The sequence below is a fragment of the Pseudomonas tumuqii genome, from assembly GCF_013184545.1.
Classification (GTDB): domain Bacteria; phylum Pseudomonadota; class Gammaproteobacteria; order Pseudomonadales; family Pseudomonadaceae; genus Aquipseudomonas; species Aquipseudomonas tumuqii.
The window spans coordinates 1-24,128 of sequence record NZ_JAAOJA010000008.1 but is presented as its reverse complement, the minus strand read 5'-3'; the positions used below and the strand labels follow the sequence as shown (position 1 = coordinate 24,128).

Annotated in this window: 15 protein-coding genes and 3 tRNA genes; 5 read left to right on the top strand and 13 right to left on the bottom strand. The window is 61.2% G+C overall.

The window, feature by feature from the left end:
- Nucleotides 1-5 precede the first annotated feature (5 nt).
- On the bottom strand, nt 6-1,367 hold the full coding sequence (gorA, locus tag G9C89_RS15310) for a glutathione-disulfide reductase (RefSeq protein ID WP_172149485.1): 1,362 nt from the start codon (nt 1,365-1,367) through the stop codon (nt 6-8).
- 94 nt (nt 1,368-1,461) lie between these two features.
- Between gorA and G9C89_RS15305 the strand changes: the two genes are divergently transcribed.
- Nucleotides 1,462-1,884: a VOC family protein gene (locus tag G9C89_RS15305; protein WP_172149483.1), complete on the top strand. Its 423-nt coding sequence runs from the start codon at nt 1,462-1,464 to the stop codon at nt 1,882-1,884.
- 55 nt (nt 1,885-1,939) lie between these two features.
- Here the strand turns inward: G9C89_RS15305 and galU are convergent, their stop codons facing one another.
- The 3 genes from galU to G9C89_RS15290 form a co-directional block, all read right to left on the bottom strand.
- A complete protein-coding gene (gene galU, locus G9C89_RS15300) occupies nt 1,940-2,779 on the bottom strand; it encodes a UTP--glucose-1-phosphate uridylyltransferase GalU (protein ID WP_172149481.1) in 840 nt (279 codons plus the stop codon).
- A gap of 184 nt (nt 2,780-2,963) precedes the next feature.
- Nucleotides 2,964-5,960, bottom strand: coding sequence for a sensor domain-containing protein (locus tag G9C89_RS15295; RefSeq protein WP_172149479.1), 2,997 nt, complete (start codon nt 5,958-5,960; stop codon nt 2,964-2,966).
- A gap of 9 nt (nt 5,961-5,969) precedes the next feature.
- Nucleotides 5,970-9,254, bottom strand: coding sequence for a CheR family methyltransferase (locus tag G9C89_RS15290; protein WP_178115575.1), 3,285 nt, complete (start codon nt 9,252-9,254; stop codon nt 5,970-5,972).
- Here G9C89_RS15290 and G9C89_RS24975 point away from each other — a divergent pair.
- The 4 genes from G9C89_RS24975 (at nt 9,229) to G9C89_RS15275 (ending at nt 12,981) form a co-directional block, all read left to right on the top strand.
- Entirely contained in the window at nt 9,229-9,567 is a 339-nt protein-coding gene (locus G9C89_RS24975) for a hypothetical protein (protein WP_178115574.1), read from the top strand. The two genes, G9C89_RS15290 and G9C89_RS24975, sit on opposite strands and share 26 nt — an antisense overlap.
- A 249-nt stretch (nt 9,568-9,816) precedes the next feature.
- Complete coding sequence (locus G9C89_RS15285; protein ID WP_172149475.1) at nt 9,817-11,241, top strand: circularly permuted type 2 ATP-grasp protein; 1,425 nt, start codon at nt 9,817-9,819, stop codon at nt 11,239-11,241.
- A complete protein-coding gene (locus G9C89_RS15280) occupies nt 11,231-12,181 on the top strand; it encodes an alpha-E domain-containing protein (RefSeq protein WP_172149473.1) in 951 nt (316 codons plus the stop codon). Before G9C89_RS15285 ends, G9C89_RS15280 begins: the two co-directional genes overlap by 11 nt.
- Nucleotides 12,178-12,981, top strand: coding sequence for a transglutaminase family protein (locus G9C89_RS15275; RefSeq protein ID WP_172149471.1), 804 nt, complete (start codon nt 12,178-12,180; stop codon nt 12,979-12,981). The genes G9C89_RS15280 and G9C89_RS15275 overlap by 4 nt, the downstream gene beginning before the upstream one ends.
- 125 nt (nt 12,982-13,106) lie before the next feature.
- Here G9C89_RS15275 and G9C89_RS15270 read toward each other — a convergent pair whose 3' ends face one another.
- The 9 genes from G9C89_RS15270 to gacA all read right to left on the bottom strand — a co-directional run bounded on the left by G9C89_RS15270 (nt 13,107) and on the right by gacA (nt 23,964).
- On the bottom strand, nt 13,107-14,036 hold the full coding sequence (locus tag G9C89_RS15270) for a transglutaminase family protein (RefSeq protein WP_172149469.1): 930 nt from the start codon (nt 14,034-14,036) through the stop codon (nt 13,107-13,109).
- Nucleotides 14,033-16,609 carry a circularly permuted type 2 ATP-grasp protein gene (locus G9C89_RS15265; protein ID WP_172149467.1) on the bottom strand — a complete coding sequence of 859 codons (2,577 nt, stop codon included), beginning with the start codon at nt 16,607-16,609 and terminating at the stop codon, nt 14,033-14,035. The genes G9C89_RS15270 and G9C89_RS15265 overlap by 4 nt, the downstream gene beginning before the upstream one ends.
- 48 nt (nt 16,610-16,657) lie before the next feature.
- Complete coding sequence (locus G9C89_RS15260; RefSeq protein WP_172149465.1) at nt 16,658-20,008, bottom strand: transglutaminase family protein; 3,351 nt, start codon at nt 20,006-20,008, stop codon at nt 16,658-16,660.
- Between the two features lie 478 nt (nt 20,009-20,486).
- Nucleotides 20,487-20,573, bottom strand: a tRNA-Leu gene (locus tag G9C89_RS15255).
- A gap of 114 nt (nt 20,574-20,687) precedes the next feature.
- Nucleotides 20,688-20,761: transfer RNA gene (locus tag G9C89_RS15250), tRNA-Cys, on the bottom strand.
- 39 nt (nt 20,762-20,800) lie between these two features.
- Nucleotides 20,801-20,876 (bottom strand) — tRNA-Gly (locus tag G9C89_RS15245).
- Between the two features lie 67 nt (nt 20,877-20,943).
- Nucleotides 20,944-21,504 (bottom strand): CDP-diacylglycerol--glycerol-3-phosphate 3-phosphatidyltransferase, encoded by a 561-nt coding sequence (gene pgsA, locus G9C89_RS15240; RefSeq protein ID WP_172149860.1) that lies wholly within the window; start codon nt 21,502-21,504, stop codon nt 20,944-20,946.
- A 32-nt stretch (nt 21,505-21,536) separates the two neighbouring features.
- A complete protein-coding gene (uvrC, locus tag G9C89_RS15235) occupies nt 21,537-23,375 on the bottom strand; it encodes an excinuclease ABC subunit UvrC (RefSeq protein ID WP_178115584.1) in 1,839 nt (612 codons plus the stop codon).
- A 1-nt stretch (nt 23,376) separates the two neighbouring features.
- Nucleotides 23,377-23,964, bottom strand: coding sequence for a response regulator transcription factor GacA (gene gacA / locus G9C89_RS15230; RefSeq protein WP_218575940.1), 588 nt, complete (start codon nt 23,962-23,964; stop codon nt 23,377-23,379).
- Nucleotides 23,965-24,128 lie beyond the last annotated feature (164 nt).

Here is a 24,128-nt window from a genome sequence, read left to right as displayed (position 1 = left end):
CGTTTTCAGGTGGTCACGGGGGCGCGCATGGTAACAAACTCTTCGGCAGCCGTCGGATGCACGCCGATGGTCTCGTCGAAAATCTGCTTGGTCGCGCCAGCCTTCAAGGCCACGGCAAGCCCCTGGACGATTTCTCCTGCTTCCGGGCCGACCATATGGCAGCCCAATACGCGGTCGCTGTCGGCATCCACCACCAGTTTCATCAGGGTGCGCTCCTGGCATTCGGTGAGGGTCAGCTTCATCGGCCGGAAACGGCTTTCGTAGACCTCTACTCGGTAGCCCTCCGCCCTCGCCTGCTCTTCGCTGAGGCCGACGGTACCGATATTCGGCAGGCTGAAGACCGCAGTAGGGATCGTCTGGTAGTCGACCTTGCGATACTCCTCGGGCTTGAACAGTCGCCGCGCCACCGCCATGCCTTCGGCCAAGGCCACCGGGGTCAGTTGCACCCGGCCGATCACATCGCCCAGCGCCAGGATCGATGGTACGGAGGTCTGGTAGTGCTCATCGACCTTGATATAGCCACGCTCATCGAGCTCTACCGCGGTGTTTTCCAGGCCCAGGTTATCCAGCATCGGGCGCCGGCCGGTGGCGTAGAAGATACAGTCTGCGGACAGCTTGCGGCCGTCCTTGAGGGTTGCGAGCAGGCTGCCGTCGGGCTGTTTATCGATGCGTTCGATATCGCTGTTGAACTGCAGATCCAGGCCGCGCTTGCTCAGCTCTTCTTGCAGGTGCTTGCGCACCGCGCCATCGAAGCCGCGCAGGAACAGTTCGCCGCGATACAGCAGCGAGGTCTGGGCACCTAGTCCGTGAAAAATCGAGGCAAACTCCACGGCGATATAGCCACCGCCGACCACCAGCACGCGCTTGGGCAACTGTTCAAGGAAGAAGGCTTCATTCGAGCCAATGGCATGTTCGTGCCCCGGAATCTGCGGGATCTGCGGCCAGCCACCGGTAGCGATGAGGATGTGCCTGGCGCTGTACCGCTGGCCGCCCAACTCCACGCTATGCTCGTCGAGCAGGCGCGCATGGCCCTCGAGCAGGGTTACGCCACTGCCCACCAGCAGGTTGCGGTAGATGCCGTTGAGACGCTCGATCTCCCGGTTCTTGTTGGCGATCAGGGTCGGCCAATCGAACTTCGCTGCAGCGGATAGCGACCAACCAAAACCCCGGGCCTGCTCGAAGTCTTCGGCAAAGTGCGCGCCATACACCAGCAGCTTTTTCGGCACACAGCCGACGTTGACGCAAGTGCCGCCCAGATAACGGCTCTCGGCTACGGCCACGCGGGCACCATAACCGGCGGCAAAGCGCGCAGCACGTACCCCACCGGAACCGGCGCCGATCACAAACAGGTCGAAATCATAGGTCATGGTCAGCCTCCTTAGCAGGCCGCCAGCATAACCCAATCGCGCGTGAATTCTGAGCTGGGCCTAAACTTGCCGAGTCACCAAGAGGAGAAACGCCATGCGCCCTACCCTCACCCATCTGGCTTTGCATGTGCCGGATCTGGATGCCTGTGTGGCGTTCTATTCGGAGTTCTGCGGCATGCGCGTGATCCACCAGCGTGCGGGCAAAGGTTCGCGCATCGTCTGGATGGCCGAGCCCGGCAAGGAACACACATTTATATTCGTGATCATGCCGGGTGGTCAGGATCGGCAGCTGGCCGCCGACGATTACAGCCATTTCGGTTTTGCCGTGGACAGCCGCGAGCAGGTCGACCGGGTCGCCGCCAAGGCGCAAGCGGCTGGCTGCCTGATCTGGGCGCCACGTGATGAGCCCTACCCTGTCGGCTATTACTGCGGGCTACGTGACCCTGCGGGCAACTACGTCGAGTTCAGCTACGGCCAACCTCTGGGTCCGGGCTCGGAGGCGCTGCCGATTCCCTGACCATTCACAGCACAAAGCCACCCGCAGGTGGCTTTGTGCTCAAACCCGACTCGGTTCAGAAAGCCTTGCCCGGCTTGTAGAGGTGCTCGAAGCAGAAGTTGGTGGCGTCGATATAGCCCTCTGCGCCGCCACAGTCGAAGCGTTGGCCCTTGAACTTGTAGGCCAGTACACAGCCGTCCTGTGCCTGTTTCATCAGCGCATCGGTGATCTGGATTTCGCCACCCTTGCCCGGCGGGGTATTTTCGATGATGTCGAAAATATCCGGGGTGAGGATGTAACGACCGATGATCGCCAGGTTGGACGGCGCATCTTCCGGCTTGGGCTTCTCGACCATGCTATGCACCCGGTAGATGTCATCACGGATCATCTCGCCGGCGATCACCCCATACTTGTGGGTCTCCTCCGGCGGCACTTCCTGAATGGCGACGATCGAGCAGCGGAACTGGTTGTACAGCTTGACCATCTGGGTCAATACGCCGTCGCCTTCCAGGTTCAGACACAGGTCATCGGCCAGTACCACGGCGAAGGCTTCGTCGCCGATCAGTGGACGAGCACAGAGAATCGCGTGGCCAAGGCCTTTCATTTCGACCTGACGGGTGTAGGCAAAGCTGCACTCATCGATCAGGCGGCGGATGCCGACCAGGTATTTTTCCTTGTCGGTATCGCGGATCTGGTGCTCCAGCTCGTAGCTGATGTCGAAGTGATCCTCCAGCGAGCGCTTGCCACGGCCGGTGACCATGGCAATCTCCGTCAGCCCAGCTTCAAGCGCCTCTTCGACGCCATACTGGATCAGTGGCTTGTTCACTATCGGCAACATTTCCTTGGGCATGGCCTTGGTTGCAGGTAGAAAGCGGGTGCCGTAACCGGCGGCAGGGAACAAGCATTTCTTGATCATGGGACTCCTTGAAGTTGGCAAATGGCCAGGCAGTCTATCAGGCTGCACTGGCCATACAATGTCAGAGGGCCGGCCCATGCTGCGCTAGCGCAAGCCCGGCTCGGCGAGCAGCTTTAGATCATAAATATTGCAATTGGTGCAGAAATGCAGACTGATAGGCAACGACGAAGCCCAATCTGGACTCCTAAGGCAGTGCTTTCAACTGATCGAGCATGGCGTCCTGCAGGTCATGAAGTTCGCCTAGCCTGGTTTCTACCTGCACGTCGTGACCCTTGACATGCAGGTCACAGAGTTCACTCGCCAGCGCATGGATCTGAGCGTGCAACTCGTTGACGGCAGCAAAGGACGAACAGGTGGCGCGTTGATCCAGGCTGGCACTTTTCAGCCATTGCGCGAAGTAGCTCTGCTGCCGCTCCAGAGCCGGCAGGGTTGCACACTCGCCCTTGAGGTAGTTGTCCATGGCCTTGATCCAGGCACGCAGTTCGACGCTGGCCATCAGGCGCACCAGGTCTTCCTTGCTTGCCGAGGGCAAGTTGCACCAATCCGAACTCTGCCACCAAGTCGCCACCCAGTTGGGCAGTTCGTGTGCCGCCATTGGCGCGGCGATACCAAACCCCTGCGCCTGCTCGCAACCCAATTGCAGTAATAGCGCGCCGTGCTCCAGGCTTTCGACGCCTTCGGCAATGACCTCAAGGCGAAATGCGCTGGCCAGGCCAACCACCCCCTTGAGAATGGACAGGTCATCCGGGTCATCGAGCATGCCGAGGACGAAGCTCTGGTCGATTTTGAGCAAGGCCACCGGCAGATGTTTCAGGTAGGTAAGCGAGGAATAACCCGTACCGAAATCATCCAGTGCGAACATCACCCCCATTTCCCGACAGGCCTCGATTACCTGGAACACATGCGTAACGTCTTCTAATGCGCTGGTTTCCAGAATCTCCAGCTGCAAACGTGAGGGTTTGACTTGCGGATGGGCCTTGAGAATGACGCGCAGGCGCTCAACGAAATTCTTCTGTTGCAACTGACGAGCGCCGATGTTGACACTGACTTCGATGTCCAGCCCGACCTTGAGCCACTCTTCCATCTGGGTCAGGGCCTGATTTATTGCCCATTCACCCATTTCGATCGCCCGCAGATGGTCCTCGATCACCGGTAGAAATATCGCCGGAGCCAGAAGCCCACGCTGTGGGTGTAGCCAGCGGATCAGGGCTTCGACACCGATGACCTCGCCGCTACGCATATTCACCTTGGGTTGGTAGTAGAGGACGAACTCGCGCTCTGCCAGTGCGACACGGATATGTTCCAGGCTTTCGTGATGGCCGCGCACGCTGCGATCCTGCTCGATATCGAAGAAGTGCAGGCGGTTCTTGCCGGCCAATTTGGCCTGATACATGGCCTGGTCGGCCTGACGCATCAGTTGATCCGCGTCCACCTCATCCTGCTGCGGACAGAAGGTCACCCCCATGCTGGCCGACACTTGCAGCGCCAGGTCGCCCACATGCACTACCTGCGCCGCCGCGGCGAGCAGCCGGGTGAGCATTGGCATGCTGGTGGCTACATCCGGCAGGTCGACCAGCACGGCAACGAACTCATCGCCACCAATACGGGCGAGGGTGTCGCACTCACGCAGCGCCTGCTTCATGCTGCCAGACAGGGCAATCAGCAGTTTGTCGCCGGCCTCATGCCCGTACTTGTCGTTGATCGCCTTGAAACCGTCCAGGTCCAGGTAGACGACTTCCAGCAGTTGTCCGCGTCGTTGCGCCTGAGCGATGGCATGCCGCAGGCGGTCGCCCAGAAGTACGCGGTTGGGTAGCGAGGTCAGGGCATCGTAGTGCGCGATGTGTTCGAGTTTGCTCTGTTGCGCTTTGATTTCGGTGATGTCCGAGAACAGCGCAACGTACTGGATGACGTCCCCGTTAGAATCGCGCACGGTACTGATGGTTTGCATCTCGGCATAAATTTCGCCGTTTTTGCGCCTGTTCCAGATTTCACCGTACCAGTGGCCTTTCAGATTCAGGCTCTGCCACATGGATTCGTAAAACTCGTTGGTGTGGCGGCCCGAACTGAGCATTTGCGGGGTCTGCCCGATGACTTCGTCGCGGCTGTAGCCGGTAATTCGGGTAAAAGCGCTATTGACGTTGATTATGCGGCCATCGGCCGCGGTGATCATGATGCCTTCGCGAGAATGTGAGAACACGTTGGCGGCGAGCTGGAGTTTTTCTTCGGCTTGTTTGCGCTTGGAAATATCACGCAGGAACACGAAAACCTGGCCCCCGGCAGCGTCGCGATAAGTACTGCTGACTTCTACCTGCCAAAGGGATCCGTCCTTGCGGCGATGGACAGACTCGAACTGTCCATGACCGGTTTCGATCAGGGTGAGGGTCTGTCTCGCAGTGGCGGCGACGCACTCCGCCACTTCCAGGTCGAGGACGTTCATCCTCAGCAGTTCTTCACGGCTATAACCCGACTGCTCGCAGTAGGTCGGATTCACATCGAGAATGTTGCCGTGCACATCAACGCGCCAAAAGCCGTCGAGGGTAGCGTCCAGGATGCTCTGCAGGGCCTGGTAGCTCTCCTGCAGTGCATCTTCAGCGCGCTTGCGTGCGCTGAAATCGCTCAGCACGATACGCAAGGCCGGTGCGCCGCGCTCGTCCGGTGCCTTGGTTGCGTCCAGGTGCGCCCAGAGCAGCGCCCCGCCACTTTTGACCATGCGCAGTTCGCACGTCTGTGGCTCACCTGTGGTAATCAGCCGTTTACGCAGCTGGTAAAAAATATCCTGGTCATCGCGATAGATGAAGCGTGTGATCGGCTGCTTGATCAACTCGGCGCGAACCACTTCCAGCAGATGGGTAGACGTCAGGTTGGCCTGGAGGATCGAGCCCTGCACGCTGAGCGTCAGGTAGCCAATCGGGGCCAGGTCATAGAGATCGAAATAACGCTCTTTCGCCACTTCGATCCTGGCCTGCGCCTGGCGCAGCTCCTCGTTCTGCATCTCCAGTTCGATCTGCTGCACACGCAACTCGTGCAAGGCCTGATGCATCGCCTCTGGCGTCAGGAGTGGCAGATTCTCGCGCGAGTCCGGCGCATCATCGCCAACGATTTCTTCGGCCATCTGGCGCAACGCCGCCCCCGAGTTCGCCGACGTGGCGACGCACTCTTGCAGAGCATTCTTGTCTTTCATTGGCAGCCCTTATTCACCCTGAAGGTGTGGATTCGGCGTTGCGTGCACTGCATCCTGCTGCTGATAGGTGACCTCAATTGATGCGCCGGTAATACCGATGATGCTGCCTGAATCATTACGCAGCGCTTCCACGGTCAAATCACAAGGGGTCGGTTTGCCATAGATATTGGCTTGAACCCGTCGCCGTGTGCCCTTCCCGCTCTCCAGTACTTGCCGTTTGATTGCAGTCAAGCTGGCCGCGGCCTCTGCCGGCAACAGGTCGGCATCGGTCTTACCGAGAAACTGCTCGGCTGGTACTGCCAATTTAGAATTGTAGATCCATGTGTAGCGTAATTCCCTGTCCTGGTTGAATACCACGACCGGCGTAGCATCGAGGGCTACCCGCAGGCGCGCCTCATTAACCCGTAGCGCCTCTTCAGCCTGTCGGCGCTCGGTGATATTGAGCATTGTCCCGATCATGCGAATGGCCTGGCCGCGCTCGTTGCGCAGGACAAAGCCGCGATCGAGTACGGTCGCATAGGCTCCATCGGCCTTGCGAAAGCGATATTCATCGTCCCAGTGCGTACGCGAGAGGTCGTTCAAGGTGGCGTGGATGCCGTCGTTGACCCGCTGGCGATCCTCAGGATGGATGCGTTCCAGCCACCAGTTGGTCGATTGTGGCGCCGAAACTATGTCGCTCCAGCCGAACAGCGGGACTCCCGCCTCGTTCCAGCGTTGCTCGCCCTTGATGATGTCCCAATCCCAGATGACGTCGCGTGCAGCCTTGGCCGCCAGCCGGTAGCGCTCTTCGTTGAGGCGCAGCGTCTCGTGTTCATTGATATCGATGTAGGTGATCACCGCCCCTTCGATCACATTGTCGAGGGTGCGATACGGCAGAATGCGCATCTTGTACCAGCGCCCTTCCACGGTTTGCACATCGATTTCTTTGGGCGTCAAGGTATCCAGCACCGCCTTGACGTCGGCCACCAGGCGGTCGTAGCCGAGCAGATTGGAAACGATGTGACCCACTGGTCGGCCGACATCACTCGGGATCAGGTTGATGATCCGCGATGCCGCCGGGGTAAACCGCAGAATGCGCAGATTGAGGTCGACGAAGACCGTGCCTATGCCGGTGCCGGCCAGCAGGTTGTTCATGTCGTTGTTAGCCTGCGACAACTCGAGCACCTTGCTCTGCAGTTCGGCGTTGATGGTGGCCAGTTCCTCGTTGACCGATTGCAACTCTTCCTTGGAGGTCTCCAGCTCCTCGTTGGTGGACTGCAGCTCCTCGTTGACCGACTGCATTTCCTCATTGGAGGATTTGAGTTCTTCGCTGGAGGTCTCCAGCGCCTCGATGGTGCTCTGCAGGTAGTCTTCCTTGCTTTGCAGCTCCTGCTTGAGCGCCTCAAGGCGCGCGTCCATCCCCGCATCGCGATCCTCGCTCGCAACACCCGCCTGCGTGGCGGCCTGCGGTGCCTGCGACGCTGCCAGGACTGGCGCTTCTTCCAGGATCACCAGGAACAGGGAGGCTTGCAAGGTGGCCGCAGGGCCGGATTTTACCGGCCAGATACTCAGGTTGACCGGGGTGAAATGGCCGTTGGTCTTGACCTGCAGCGCCTTGAGACAAACGTTCTGGTTGCTGGCCACAGCCTGGTGCAAGCTCTTGGCCAGGCCGGAACGCAAGCCCTCGCGCGCCATCTTGAGGATATTGTTGATACCCGCCTCGCCCGGCGCGGGCTCCAGGTACATGCCGCTGCGGCCATGCAGGTAGAGGATGTCGCCTTGGGCGTTGATCAACGCGGCTACTGCGGCGAGGTGCTGCAATAGTGCCTGTTCGGTCATCTCGCGCAGCGGTAATTTGCTCGGGAAAGCCGTCTTGGCGCTACCGGATGGGCGCGCAACGCTGATCATGTCGGCGGCGGTCGCCGGGGACAGAAAGCGGCTGAGGAAGGTGCGAGGCATGCCATGGAAGTCTTCCTTGCGCTGATACAGCTTCGATTTGCGATCGAGCACGCTGAACAGGTCGTCAAAATCACCGACTCCTTCCGAGGTACCCAGAAACAAGACGCCACCCGGCTTGAGTGCATAGTGGAACAGCGGAATGATTTTCTTCTGTAATTCGCCACCCAGATAAATCAGCAGGTTGCGACAACAAATCAGGTCAAGTTTGGAAAACGGCGGATCCTTGATCAGGTCCTGCTCGGAAAATACCAGCAGGTCGCGGATGCTTTTGTGAATCCGGTAGCCGCTGCCGTCCGGCTCAAGGGTGAAAAACCGCTTCAGCCGTTCCGGGCTAATATCGGCGGTCATGCTGGTCGGGTAAATTCCGGCGCGAGCCGTGGCGATCGCGCGGCTGTCTATGTCGGTGGCAAATACCTGAACCGTGTAATCCTGCTTGAGCGTCTCGCGGTATTCCTGCAAGAGGATGGCCAGCGAGTAGGCCTCCTCGCCGGTCGAACAACCGGTCGACCAGACCCTGATCGCCGAACCCGGTGGGTTGTTGGCGAAAAGCTTGGGGATAACCAGTTCCTCGAGCGTCTTGAACGCTGCCGGATCCCGGAAGAAATTGGTCACGCCGATCAACAAGTCGCGAAAGAGCGACTCGACCTCGCTTGGCGCCTGGTGCAGATACCTGACGTAGCTGTCGATATTCTCCAGCTGATGGACCGCCATGCGCCGCTCGATGCGGCGCAGGATGGTGCTCGGTTTGTACTGCGAGAAGTCATGGCCGACATGGCTGCGTAGCGCGACAAATATCTTCTTCAAGGCGTCCTCGGCCTTGGATAGCGGGATGCTGGCCAGCAGCGGCGGCTTGCCGAAAGCATGGGCCACATAAGCCCTGAGCTGTACCGGCATCTCGGCCGGCGGCAGCACGTAATCGATCAGCCCGGTGGCAATGGCGCTGCGCGGCATGCCGTCGAACTCCGCGGAGTCGGGATCCTGGGCCATGAGCATGCCTCCTTCGGCCTTGATCGCCCGCACACCCAGGGTGCCATCGCTGCCGGTACCGGAGAGCACGATACCGATCGCCCGCTCCCGCTGGTCGAGGGCCAGTGAACGGAAGAAGAAATCGATAGGCAGGCGCTGACCACGTGGCTCGACCGGCGACAGTAATTGCAAGGTGCCGTTGATAAAGGCCATGTCGCGGTTGGGCGGGATTATGTAGGCGCAGTTTGGCTGTATCTGCATGCCATCCTCCACCTCGAAGACCTGCATGCGGGTGAAGCGTCGAATCAGATCCGTGAGCATGCTTTTATGGTCAGGTGCCAAGTGCTGGACCAGCACGAACGCCATGTTCGGATTGGTATCGGTCGGCATCCCGGAGAAAAACGCCTCGAACGCAGCCAGCCCACCGGCCGATGCACCAATCCCCACAACCGGGAAACTCGACGCGGTGCCGACGGGCATCGCTGGTAGTTCAACCGTGCTGTCGGTGGTCAACTTATCCTCAACTGCCCGTGCGCCACTCGGCTCTTGCGCCATTTTGGCGGAGCCTGTTTTTCTTTTCGCCATGATCGACACCTTGAATTCAACGTGGAGTGTAACGCTGGCTTCCGGACAATTGCACCGGGGCCGTTTGCCCCTCTCCTTTTCAGCTCAGGAAAATAATGATTCGATTCACTGGCAGTGATTAATCGCTATGAATAACAGCCTCTTGCATATACAACAAGCGGCCATGACGGGCGCTTTTTGCGGGCTTGCTGTCTCGGCATCGGGTGACCGGTCTTCTCCGCAAGTGGCTGCTGGCCACTATTGGTAATGGAACAACAGCGCGAGTTTTTTTGCGAATGTAAAACTTTTTTAAATAAAGCAAATTTGTGGATGGCACGGGCTTGGCGATTTGCGATAGTGATCGTCATCAGCGGATGAGGAATGCGGTATGGATCGCAAGTACTACGATGAGATGTACGATGCACAGGGTAAGTGTCGCCCGCATTATCTAGAGTTCGCCCGCTGGCTGGCGGCCATCCCTCCAGAGCAATTGGCCCAGCGCCGCCGCGAAGCGGATCTGCTGTTTCACCGCGCCGGCATCACCTTCACCCTGTATGGCGATGAACAGGGCACCGAACGCCTGATTCCCTTCGACACCATCCCGCGCAGCATTCCCGCCAGCGAATGGCGGATGGTCGAGCGCGGCTGCATCCAGCGCGTGCAGGCGCTGAACATGTTCCTCGCCGATCTCTATCACGAGCAGCGCATCATCAAGGCCGGGATCATTCCGGCCGAGCAGGTGCTGGCCAACGAGGGCTATCAGATCGCCATGCAGGGCTTGAATCTGCACCGCGACCTGTATGCGCATATCGCCGGGGTCGATCTGGTCCGCGATGGCGATGGCAGTTACTACGTGCTGGAAGACAACCTGCGTACCCCGAGCGGCGTCAGCTACATGCTCGAAGACCGCAAGATGATGATGCGCCTGTTTCCCGAGCTGTTCGCCGCGCAGCGCATTGCGCCCATCAACCATTACCCGAACCTGCTGCTCGAGACCCTGAAGACCTCCAGCCCGCTGGATAACCCCAACGTGGTGGTGCTGACCCCGGGGCGCTTCAACAGTGCCTATTTCGAACATGCCTTCCTCTCGCGGGAAATGGGGGTGGAGCTGGTCGAGGGCGCGGACCTGTTCGTGCGTGATGACAAGGTCTATATGCGCACTACCGCCGGGGCCAAGCAGGTGGACGTGATCTACCGACGCCTGGATGACGACTTCCTCGACCCGCTGGCCTTCAACCCGGACTCCATGCTCGGCGTCCCCGGGCTGCTGTCGGCCTACCGTTCGGGCCATGTGGTGCTGGCCAACGCCATCGGCACCGGGGTGGCAGACGACAAGTCGACCTATCCCTACGTCACCGAGATGATCCGCTTCTACCTGGATGAGGAGCCGATCCTCAAGAACGTGCCGACCTGGCAGTGCAGCAAGCCGGCCGACCTATCCCACGTGCTGGCCAACCTCGGCGAGCTGGTGGTCAAGGAAACCCAGGGTTCCGGTGGCTACGGCATGCTGGTCGGGCCGGCCGCGAGCAAGGCCGAGATCGAAGACTTTCGCGCCCGCCTGATCGCCAAGCCGGAAGCCTATATCGCCCAGCCGACCCTGTGCCTGTCGACCTGTCCGACCTTTGTCGAGACTGGCATCGCGCCGCGGCACATCGACCTGCGCCCGTTCGTCCTCTCCGGTCGCGAAGTGCGCCTGGTGCCAGGCGGGCTGACCCGGGTGGCGTTGCGCGAGGGTTCGCTGGTGGTCAACTCGTCGCAAGGCGGCGGTACCAAGGACACCTGGGTGGTGGAGGACTTGAAAAATGCTGAGTAGAACTGCCTCCGATCTGTACTGGATGTCGCGTTACCTGGAGCGCGCGGAAAACCTCGCGCGCATGCTCGATGTCAGTTATTCGCTGTCGCTGATGCCGCAGGATGGCCGTGGCGATGGCCTGGAAGAGCTGGCCATGCCACTGCTCATCACCGGCACGCTTGAGGAGTACATGGCGCGCCATGGCCAGTTGCACGGCGAACGCATGCTGTACTTCTTCGCCCTGGATGCCGAGAACCCGGCGAGCATCTACAGCTGCCTGGGCGCGGCGCGCAGCAATGCCCACGGCGTGCGTGGGCGGATCACCGCCGACATGTGGGAGAACATCAACGCCACCTGGCTGGAGATTCGCGGCATTGCCGAGCAGGGCCTGGGGCGCTACGGCATCAGCCGCTTCTGCGAGTGGGTCAAGGAGCGCTCGCACCTGTTCCACGGCGCCACTTCCGGCACCATCATGCGCGGCGATCCGTACCGCTTCATTCGCCTGGGCACCTTTATCGAACGGGCCGACAACACCCTGCGCCTGCTCGATGCGCGCTACGAGATGCTCGGCGAGGACATCGACGAGGTCGACGGCCGCCCGGCACGCAGCTACTACCAGTGGAGCGCGCTGTTGCGCGCGTTGTCCTCGTTCGAGGCCTTCGCCGAGATCTATCGCGGCTCGCCGGGTACGCGCAAGGTCTCGGAGCTGTTGCTGCTGCGTCCCGACATTCCGCGTTCGCTGCGCGCCTGCGTGGATGAACTGCATCTGATGCTCGCCAGCCTGCCTGGCGACAATGGTCGTCCGGCCCAGCGCCTGGCGGCCGAACTGGAAGCCCGGCTGCGCTACACCAGCATCGACGAGGTGCTGGATGAGGGCCTGCATGCCTGGCTCACCGACCTCATCCTGCTGGTGCGCGACCTGGGCCACGCCATCCACAGTTCCTACCTGGAGGTCGTATGAGACTGTCCATCAGCCACGACACCACCTATCGCTATGACAGCCAGGTACGCACGAGCATCCAGTACCTGCGCCTGACCCCGCACGACAGTGAGCGCCAGCGCGTGCTCAACTGGCAGCTCAAGCTGCCGCGCCCGGTGCGCGCCCAGCTCGATCCGTACGGCAACATCCTGCATGTGCTGACGATGGATGAGCCCCACGAATCCATCCTCATCGGCGCCAGTGGCCAGGTCGAGATCGATGTGTTGTGCGAGTCCGAGCACGAGAGCCAGTCGGCGTTGCCGTTCCTGCGCTTCACCCACCTGACCGAGGCGGATCCAGCCTTGCGCGAGTTCGCCCAACTGCACTGCAAAAAACGTCGCGACCGCAGCGCCTTGATCGACCTGATGCATGGCTTGCATGGCCACATCAGCTACCTGACCGGCAGTACTGCCGTGGAAACCAGCGCCGCCGAAGCCTTCGCCGGCCAGCAGGGCGTCTGCCAGGACCATGCCCATGCCTTTCTCGCCTGCGCGCGCAGCCTGGGCATCCCCGCGCGCTATGCGTCGGGCTATCTGTACACCGACAGCGACGACCACCTGGCCAGCCACGCCTGGGCCGAGGCTTGGCTGGAGGGTGCCTGGTACAGTTTCGATGTGACCAACTGCCTGACCAAACCGGAACGCCATTTGAAGCTGGCGATCGGCCGCGATTACCTGGATGCCTGCCCGGTGCGCGGCATGCGCCGTGGCGGTGGCACCGAGCAGATGCACGCCCATGTGGAGGTTGAAGTTGCTCCGATGTTGCAGGTGCAACAGCAATGACGTCGGCCGGATGACTGCTCGACCGCCCCAGGCGCAGGGTTAAGCACTGCGCCTGGGGCGTGGATTCATGATGACCCAGTTGCCAAGCCTGACACCTGCTCAGCCGACGCTGGCGGGATCGAGCGCTATGCCCCCGCCAGCTCTTCGCTGGTGGGGATCACGGTCACCCGCACCTGCAGCTCCTGTTCGCCACCGCCCAGCACCACTCCACGCAGGGGCGTCACATCGCTGAAATCACGCCCCCAACCCAGGGTAATGTGCTCAGTCTGAACCAGGCAGCGGTTGGTCGGATCGAAGTCGACCCAGCCAAGCTGTGGGCAGAACACCGAAACCCAGGCATGTGACGCATCGGCGCCGACCATCCGCGGCTGCCCGGCCGGCGGGTGGGTGAGGATATAACCGCTGACATAGCGCGCCGACAGGCCGAGGCTGCGCAGGCAACCAATCATCAATTGGGCAAAATCCTGGCAAACGCCGCGCCGGCCTTTGAGCACCTCGGCCAGGGGAGTGGAAATCTCGGTGGCGGTTTCGTCGAACTCGAAGTCGTCAAAAATGCGCCGAGTCAGGTCCAACGCGGCCTCCAGATGCGGCCGGCCGGGGCTGTAACTGTCGCGGGCATAACGTGCGAGTTCGGAACCGCACTGGATATGGGGCGAGTCATACAGATAGCGCACGGCTTCAAGCGTTGCCGGGGTGCGTACCTGCTGCAGCATCTGCGCCAGCGCTTCCCAGGGCATGCTGCCTTTTATCTGCCCCAGCCCCGGGCGCGGACTCAGCAGCACGGTCGACTCGGCATGCACCAGCAGTTCCTTGTGCGACTCGGTGATGGTGATGTTGCGCGTGTGGTTGCCGAAGTAGTCCAGCGCGTCGAGGTGATGCTCTTGCTGCGGGTCAACCCAGATAGCCTGCGACTCGGTCTGCTGATACTCGAATGAGCGCGGCGTCAGGTGCAAGTATTGCTGCGAGAGCGTCACCGGAAACTGGTAGCTGTAGTGGGTTTCATGCACCACGCGGTAGCGCACGGGCGGTGAATTGCCAGCGGGAAAATTGCTCATGCCGCCCCCCTGCCCCGCTGTTCGCTAGCGGTGTAGCTGAAAAATCGCGCGCTGATCTGCTGCGACAATTCCCCGCTGGCGTGGTTGATGCGCTGCAGCAGGCTGATCAGGGCTGGATTAGCGCAATACAGGTCGTCATCCGGATCGAGTGCCAACAGTGCATCCTTCAGTGGCAGCAATAGCGTCTCGCCACAGCTGCCGTAGGTTAGCGCCAATTTATCCAGACTTTTCAAGATACCGGCCATTTGGAACAGTACCGAGCGTGGATTACTGCTGTCGAGCAGCAACAAATCCAGCACCGGCAACCACTCGGATTGCGCCCGATAACGGGAGCGGTAGGTGACGATACTGTCGGACAGCTCGAGCAACCAGTCCAGGCTGCCGTCGGTCTCCATAGCCAGCGCACGCTGCAGCACCAGGGTCTGGAATTGCAGGCGCTCCAGGCGCCGGCCAATGGAGAGAAAACTCCATCCCAGATCGCGGGTCATGCCATCGAGGGCGAAACCGGACAGGGTCATCAGGGACGCGGCTGCATCATCCAGCGCGCTCATGGCTTCCGCCGGTGTCAGCTGCGCATCGCTGTTGGCGCTGCGCTGCAGCATGCGGTTGAGGGCGCGCCAATTATCCGCCGACAAGCGCTCGCGCAACTGGCTGGCCGTGTTGTAAAGCTGCTGCTGCTGGCTGGCGAGCCCGGGCACATCGGGCGATACCACGGCCAGTAGCAAGGCTGCCTCGATCCGGGCATCGCTCCAGCGCACCACTGGGGGTGCGCTCTGCGTCTGGCTTGGCGTTTGCCCCGCGACCTGGCTTTGCTGCAGCAGGGCATCCTTGTCCGGGGTCTCGATCAGTTGAAACCAGGCACATAGTGCCTTCACCGTGGCCCATTCGGGGCCGCGCTCCTGCGGGCTGACATTCAACAGCTCATGCAGGGTGGTGCGCATCAGTCGCGCGATATTGTCACAGCGTTCGGTATTGCGCCCCAGCCAGAACAGGTTCTCGGCCATGCGACTGGACAGGTGGGTGTCGTCGCGAATCAGGTCTTTGCTGGTGGTGGTGCGCGTGGGGTGGCGGTGCGCAGCGGCTTGCGCCCGCGCCTGCACCCAGGTGTCCTTGCTGCTGCCACCGCGCTGCATGGCGATGACCCGCGAGTCGGGCCCGGTAGCGACCCGGGTCAACCCGCCGGGCATCACCACGTAGCCGTCGGCAGTGGCGCAGGCGTATACCCGCAGGCCGACGGCGCAGGCACTCAACCCGGCTGGGGCACTGGCCTTCCACACGGGCGACTGCGACAAGCGCACCAGTTCCTGGGCGACATAATTGCGTGGATTGGCGCGCATCTTGGCGATCAGGGTCGCGCGCGCTTCACCGCTGAGGTCCTGGCCAAACAGCGAGAGTTGGCGCAATTGCGGGAAGCTCGACTTGATCACCAATTGATCGAGATTGGCCAGTACCTGTTCGAGCGCGGCCGGTTCGCCGCACCACCAGGTTGCCACCGAGGGCATCTGCAATGGCTCGCCGAGCAGGCGCTCGCAGAGTGCCGGCAAGAAGCCCAGCAGCGCCCCCGACTCCAGAAGGCTGGAGCCCAGGCTGTTGGCGATCAGCACATTGCCGAGCCGGGCCGCCTCGGTCAAACCGGCCACGCCCAGTGCCGACTCGGTACGCAGCTCCAGGGGATCGCAGAAGTCATCGTCGACCCGGCGCATGATCACATGCACACGCTGCAGGCCGGACAGGGTTTTCAGCCAGACGATACCGCCGCGCACGGTGAGATCACTGCCCTCGACCAGCGGCAAACCGAGATAACGGGCCAGGTAGGCTTGTTCGTAATAGGTCTCGTTGTAGGGGCCGGGGGTGAGCAACACGATCAACGGCGATTCGCTGCCACGCAACGGCACCCCGCCATTGGCGGCGCACTGCCGCCCCCAATGGGCCAGGCTGTCGCGCATGCTGCTGAAAAAGCCGGCTAAGTCCTGCACCTTGAGATCACGCAACTGATCCGGAAAGGTGCGCGCAATCACCGCACGGTTTTCCAGTGCATAACCGGCGCCCGAGGGTGCCTGGGTCCGATCGGCCACGACCCACCATTGACCGTTGGGCGCGCGCGCCAGGTCGACCGCATAAAAATGCAAGGCCACATTGTCGAGGTGTCGGATGCCATGGGCCGGACGCAGAAAACCGGCATGCCCGTGGATCAACGCCGGCGGCAGCAAACCTTCCTGGAGCATGCGCTGCTCGCCGTAAACGTCGCCAAGTATCCGATTCAGCAGGGTTGCGCGCTGGGCCACTGCCGCTTCGATGCCCGCCCATTCGTCATGGGGCAGGATCAGCGGCAGCACATTCAGATCCCAGGGGCGCTGCATGCCCTTGGTGTCGGCATAGACGTTGTAGGTCACGCCGTTTTCGCGGATCTGGCTTTCCACCGCTTCCAGGCGCTGGCGCATGATCCGCGGCGACTCTTTGGCCAAACTGCCGAGCATGGCGCGCCAGTGCTCGCGTGGCTGCTTCGAGGCATCGAGCAGCTCATCGAAGCTGTTGGGGGCGGCGCGGTACTCGGCGAGAAGTTTTTTCAGCATTGACTCAGTTCTTTTGCTCGCGAATGACGCACGGGAATGCCCCCGGGCTTAGCAGGGCTGCCAGCGTAAATCGAGGGTCATCGGGAAACTCGGGTTGAGTTCTTCCTTGTACACGCGAATCGGTCCAGGGGTATGTCCATGGGCCCAGAAGCGGGCAAAACGCCGTGCTTCTGCGGCATTGGCATTCACCGGCGAACTTTCTTCACTGCGGCCACCCGGATGCACCACATGATAGGTACAGCCGCCGATGGCGCGGCCGCTCCAATTATCGACCAGATCGAAGGTCAACGGTGCCTGCACCTTGATACTCGGGTGCAGCGCCGACCAGGGACTCCAGGCGCGGAAACGCACGCCGGCGACATACTCGCCCGGCACGCCAGTCGGGTGCAACGGCAGGCGCCGGCCGTTGCAGGCGATCTCGTGGCGGCCATCGGTCAGGCCACGCACCAGCAGCTGCATACGCTCCACCGAGGAGTCGACATAGCGGGCCGTGCCGCCACCGCTCATCTCCTCACCCAGGACATTCCAGGGCTCGATGGCCTGGCGCAACTCCATCTCGACCCCTTCGTAGACCACGGTGCCGAAGCGTGGAAAGCGGAATTCGATAAAGGGTTCGAACCAGCGGTCCTCAAAGGCATAGCCCGCCGTGCGCAGGTCCTTGACCACATCGCGAATATCCTGGGCGACGAAGTGCGGCAGCATCCAACGGTCATGCAGTGCGGTGCCCCAGTTGACCAGTTTGGCCTGGTACGGCTCGCGCCAGAAACGCGCGACCAGGGCGCGCAACAGGAGCATTTGCAACAGGCTCATGCGCTCATGCGGCGGCATCTCGAAGGCGCGGAACTCGACCAGGCCGAGCCGGCCCGTGGGGCCGTCGGGGGAGTACAGCTTGTCGATGGAAAACTCGGCGCGATGGGTATTGCCGGTCAGATCGACCAGCAGATTGCGCAGCAAGCGGTCGACCATCCAGGGCTTGTCGCCGGGCTGCAGCGTCGGCAGGATCTGATCCATCTGCTGGAAGGCAATCGCCAGTTCATAGAGGTTGTCGTCACGTGCTTCATCGACCCGCGGCGCCTGGCTGGTCGGCCCGATAAAGGTGCCGGAGAACAGGTAGGACAAGGCCGGGTGGTTCTGCCAGTAGGTGATCAGGCTTTTCAACAGGTCCGGCCGGCGCAGCATCGGGCTGTCTTCGGCGGTCGCGCCGCCCAGGGTGGCATGGTTGCCGCCACCGGTACCGGTATGGCGACCGTCATGCATGAACTTCTCGGTACCCAGCCGCGTCAGGCGGGCTTCCTGATACAGGGTCGACATGTTGTAGACCAGCTCGTTCCAGCTGGCTGCCGGGTGGATATTGACCTCGATCACGCCCGGATCCGGAGTGACGCTGAGCAGCTTGATCCGCGGGTCGCGTGGAGGCTGGTAGCCCTCGATGCGCAGTTTCAGCTTCAGCTTGGTGGCGGTATGTTCGACCGCGGTCACCAGGGCCAGGTAATCCTCGATGCGCTTGAGCGGCGGCATGAAGACATGCAGGCGCCCTTCCCTGACCTGCACGCAGAGCGCCGTATGAATCACGTCGCGCGGCTCGATCTTGCTCTCGGCAGCGATGCTGGCGGCATTCTTGCGGCTCAACGTCGGACGCTTTTCACTCTTGCCGGGCGCCGCGGCCACGACCGGGGCGACGGTCGCCAATGCCTCGCGCGGCGCGAAAGGATCGACATCGAAGGTCTGCGGCATATCCTCCGGCATGACCCAGGGCAGCGCGTTCAGCGGCAGGCGCAGGCCCATCGGCGAGTCGCCTTCGATCAGGTACAGGTGCTCGCGCTTGAGCGGCCAGGGGCAGGTGCGCCAGGCGACCCCCAGAGCAATAGTCGGGTCGAGCGCCTTGGTCGCCAGGGGCAGCACATAGCCAACCACCTCGCCCAGGCCCTGCTCCAGCAGGCGGGCCAGACGTTGCCGCGCCTCGGGCGCCTTGAGATCCAACTGCAGCGGGTCGAGGTTGTTCGGCAGCCCTTGTTCCAGATGGGCCTGCTGCACCACGTCCTCGTAGGCCGGAATCGGGCAGTTGGCCGGTAAACCGAGGATTTTCACCAGTTCGGCGGTAAACCGCCTAGCTTCGGCGGCGCCATAGCCATCGCTGTGGTCATCGGCAGAAAACAGCGTCGCATCGAGCCACATCGGCTGGCCGTCGACCCGCCAGAAAATGTTCAACGCCCAGCGCGGCAGCGGCTCGCCCGGATACCACTTGCCCTGGCCGTAATGCAGCATGCCGCCGGGGGCGAAGTGGTTTTTCAGGCGCTGCAGCAACTCCCCGGCCAGCTCGCGTTTCTGCTCGCCATGGGCTTCGGTATTCCATTGCGCGCCATCCATGTCATCGATGGAGACGAAGGTCGGCTCGCCCCCCTGGGTGAGGCGCACATCCTGACGTTTCAAGTCGGCATCGACCTGCTGACCGAGCTGATCGATCTTTTGCCAGTCGGCTTCCGAGTAAGGTTTGGTTACCCGCGGATCCTCGTGGATGCGCGTGATGGTCATTTCGTGCGCGAAGGTGACTTCGGCCTTGTCGGTAAAGCCGCTGATCGGCGCCGCCGAGGATGGCAGCGCGGTGCAGGCCAGGGGAATATGCCCTTCGCTGGCGAGCATGCCCGAGGTCGGGTCGAGGCCAATCCAGCCGGCACCGGGGATATACACCTCCGTCCAGGCATGCAGGTCGGTGAAATCGACCTCGGCCCCGCTCGGCCCATCGAGGGCTTCCTGGTCGGCGCGCAACTGAATCAGGTAGCCGGAGACAAAACGCGCGGCCAAGCCGAATTCGCGCAGAATCTGCACCAGCAACCAGGCGCTGTCACGGCACGAGCCCGAGCGTTTCTCCAGGGTTTCCTCGGGCGTCTGCACGCCCGGTTCCATGCGCAACAGATAAGCGATATCCGCCTGCAGGCGCTGGTTGATGGCCACCAGAAAATTATTGATCGGCTGCGCCTTGCCGAGCATTTCGCTGCGCGCTGCGGCCATCCATTTGCCCAGCAAGGGGCCGGGCTCGTCGGCCTTCAGATAGGCTGCCAACTCATCGCTCAGTTGCGCCGGATAGCTGAAGGGGAACTGCTCGGCGTACTTCTCGACAAAAAAGTCGAACGGATTGATCACCGTCATGTCCGCCACCAAGTCGACGGTGAACTCCAGGGTCGCGGATTTTTCCGGGAAGACAAAACGGCCAATGTAGTTGCCGTACGGGTCTTGCTGCCAGTTGATGAAGTGCTTCTGCGGGGTCACGCTCAGCGAGTAGGACAAGATCGGCGTGCGCGCGTGGGGGGCCGGGCGCAGGCGCACCTCATGGGGCGACAAGCCAACCTGGCGATCGTAGTGGTAGCTGGTTTTGTGATGCAGCGCGATACGTATGGCCATTGACGTTGCCTTCCATGAAAATTGACGCGCTACGGCGGACACAGCCCTGCCGTCCCACTGAAAACGAACTCCTCGGCTTTCTGCAGAATTCATGCCGTAAGGAATAACGCGTAAGCCCTGCTGCGCGCCCCATAATGGCCATCTGCACGCTTGCTGCTGGTGCATCCATCCAGCGCTCGCACCGATATACGGCGCCGGCCAGCATGATAACGCTAGTGAACTGTGAGGCCAGTGCAATTTTCACTAAGTACCAGGCGGCTGCGTCTGGCTAACAGCGCGTGTGTGGCGTCTAGCCCGACCAGGATGAACGGAGAGTGAAGGCCGCCCTCGTTCCGGGCGCCACAGCGGCGGTGGCGCTGAGATGCAGTCCGTAATGGCGCAGAACGCGCGATCAACCCAGGCCAAAAACGATCCGAACTGGGCACACAAAGCAAAAAGGCCAACCCCTGTGAGGTTGGCCTTTTTGTTTGACTGCAGTTGGTGCCCGAAGCCGGAATCGAACCGGCACGGGGTTACCCCCGAGGGATTTTAAGTCCCTTGCGTCTACCGATTTCGCCATTCGGGCGGTAGCGCTTTAGCGCGAGGCTTGGACTATATACAGCCCTATCGAGCCTCGCAAGGTCTCCTATCTCCAACAAAAAAGCCTCGCAAATCAAAGATCTACGAGGCTTTTTTTAATTGGAGGCTGAGGTCGGAATCGAACCGGCGTTCACGGATTTGCAATCCGGTGCATAACCACTCTGCTACTCAGCCTTGAAACTAAACGGACCGTGCTAGACGGTCCGTTGAAAATGGAGCGGGAAACGAGACTCGAACTCGCGACCCCGACCTTGGCAAGGTCGTGCTCTACCAACTGAGCTATTCCCGCTTGTCTTGTAGACGGGCGCCATTCTATATCTTCAGAACGCCCCGTCAACCCCTTGATTCAAAAAAGCTTATTTCTTTTCAGTGGAAGTGCTGAGGTGCGGCCAGGCAGCCAGCAGATACTGCAGCATCGACCACAAGGTCAGGATGGCGGCAACGATCAGCAGCCCGTAGCCGAGCAGAACCCAGAACGTGAACAAGGGTGGATTCGCCAGCAGCATGATCAGGGCGACCATTTGTGCTGCGGTTTTCCATTTGGCCAGCTCGGACACGGCGACATGTGCGCGCGCGCCCAGTTCGGCCATCCATTCGCGCAAGGCCGAGACGACAATTTCGCGGCCAATGATGATTGCCGCCGGCAGCGTCAGCCACAGGTTGGCATGCTCGGCCACCAACAAGACCAATGCTACGGCGACCATCAACTTATCGGCGACCGGATCGAGAAAGGCGCCGAAGGGCGTGCTTTGTTCCCAGCGACGCGCCAGGAAGCCGTCGAGCCAGTCGGTAACAGCGGCAATAGCGAAAACCGCGCTAGCGGCCCAATAACTCCAGCTGAATGGCAGGTAGAACAGCAGGATAAAGATCGGGATCAGTGCAACGCGGAGCACGGTAAGCAGGTTAGGGATATTCATCGACACAACTGGCTGCAAGGTGAGCCGGCATTCTACTCGCTGTGCAAGGCGGCATAAATCAGCTCTGCAAGCTTTTTACTGATCCCGGGCGCCTTGGCAATTTCTTCGCTGCTGGCCCGAGACAATTCCTGCAGACCGCCGAAGTGATTGAGCAGCTCGCGGCGCCGCTTCGGCCCTACCCCGGCGACCTCCTCCAGGCTCGAAGTGCGCCGGGCCTTGCCGCGCCGGGCACGGTGTCCGGTGATGGCAAAGCGGTGCGATTCGTCACGAATCTGCTGAATCAGATGCAGCGCCGGCGAGTTGCCCGGCAGGGTGAACTCATGGGCGGCGTCATTCAGGTAGAGGGTTTCCAGTCCCGGTTTGCGCGTCGCCCCCTTGGCCACGCCAAGCAGGATCAGTTCTGGCACAGCCAGCTCATTCAGCACGTCTCGGGCCATGGCCAGCTGGCCCTTGCCGCCGTCGACCAGCAAGATATCCGGCAATTTGCCCTCGCCGTCCTTGATCTTGCTGAAGCGCCGGGTCAGGGCTTGATGCATTGCGGCGTAATCATCGCCCGCGGTGACGCCTTCGATGTTGTAGCGCCGGTAATCGGATTTCAGCGGACCTTCCGGGCCGAATACCACGCAGGACGCTACCGTGGCCTCGCCGCTGGAATGGCTGATATCGAAACATTCGAGGCGCTGCGGCACCTCGTCCATGGCCAATGCTTCTGCAAGGGCCTCGAAACGGGCGGCCACATGCTGGCGACTGGCAAGGCGAGCGTCTAACGCTTGCTCGGCATTGGTCACCGCCAACTGTTGCCAGCGCGCGCGGGTTCCGCGCACCCGATAGCTGATGCTCAACTCGCTGCCACGCGACTCGCCAAGTGCAGCGATAAGCGTGGGGAAGTCTTCATGCTGCGCATTGACGATCAGTTCGGCAGGCAGCTCGCGCTCCTGATTGCCCAGGTAGTACTGAGCCAGGAAGGCCAGCAATACCTCACTGACATCCTCCTCGATCGCCACTTGCGGGAAGAAATTCTTGCTGCCGAGCACACGACCGCCGCGCACGCTGATCAGGTGCACGCAGGCGCCACCCGGATTGACCATGGCGGCGACTATATCGACATCGCCGCTGCCGCCTTCCATGCTCTGCTGGTCTTGCACGCGGCGCAGCAAGGCCATCTTGTCGCGCAATTCGGCTGCCCGCTCGAAATCCAGGGTCGCGGCGGCTTGCTGCATGGCGCTGGACAGTTCATCGCCGAGTGCATTGCTGCGGCCCTCGAGGAACATCACCGAGAGACGCACGTCCTCGGCATATTCCGCCGGATCGACCAGGCCGACGCACGGCCCCTTGCAGCGCTTGATCTGATACTGCAGGCACGGCCGCGTACGATTCTTGAAATAGCTGTCTTCGCACTGGCGCACCAGGAAGGCCTTTTGCAGCAGGCCGAGGCTTTCGCGGATGGCTCCGGCGCTCGGGTAAGGGCCGAAATAACGGCCCTTCTGCTTCTTCGCCCCGCGATGAATGCTCAGGCGCGGATAATCACCATCCGATAAAAACACATAGGGATAGGACTTATCATCGCGCAGCAGGATGTTGTAGGGCGGTCGCCATTGCTTGATCAGCGTCTGCTCGAGCAGCAGGGCTTCGGTTTCATTGGCGGTGATGGTGGTTTCGACCTGAACGATCCGGCCGACCAGCGCCGCGGTCTTCGGCGCCAGGCCGCTCTTGCGAAAATAGCTGGCCAGGCGTTTTTTCAGGTTTTTCGCCTTGCCGACATAGAGCAGCTTGGCGTCCGCATCGAACATGCGGTAGACACCTGGGCGACTGCTGCAAGTGGCCAGGAAGGCGTTGGGCTCGAACGGAATGTTCACTTCAACCGCGGGCATCTCAACTGTTGGCATCGACCATGCCATGGCGTACGGCGAGCAAGGCAAGCTCCACATCGCTGGTAATCGACAGCTTTTCAAAGATTCGATAACGGTAAGTATTGACCGTTTTCGGCGACAGGCACAGCTTATCGGAGATGCTCTGCACCTTCTGGCAGCCGGCGATCATCAGGGCGATCTGAATCTCGCGCTCGGAAAGCAAATCGAAGGGCGAGTTATTGTTTTGCGGCTGAAACGACTTGAGCGCCAATTGCTGGGCGATTTGCGGACTGATGTAACGCTGCCCGGCAAACACCTGGCGAATGGCCTGCACCATCTCGGCCAGGGCCGCGCCCTTGGTCAGATAACCGGCGGCGCCGGCCTGCAACAATCGAGTGGGGAACGGGTCTTCTTCGCAGGCGGTCACGGCGACGACTTTCATATCGGGATGACTGCGCAGGAGTTTGCGGGTCGCTTCAAGGCCGCCGATGCCGGGCATCTTGACGTCCATCAGGACCACGTCGGGCTTCAATTCGCGGGCTTTCTTCAGCGACTCCTCGCCCGAGTCGGCCTGCCCTACGACTTGCAGGCCATCGATATCGGCCAGCATCCGGGTGATGCCTGTACGAACCAGATCGTGGTCATCGACCACTAGGGAAACTCTGAAGAAGACTTCCTGATTTTGGCAAAATACCCGGATTCCACCCGCTGAGTTTTCCGATGAAGCAGATGACCTTCGCCGACGCCGAGTACGCAGGCAAGCGCAAGCAGACC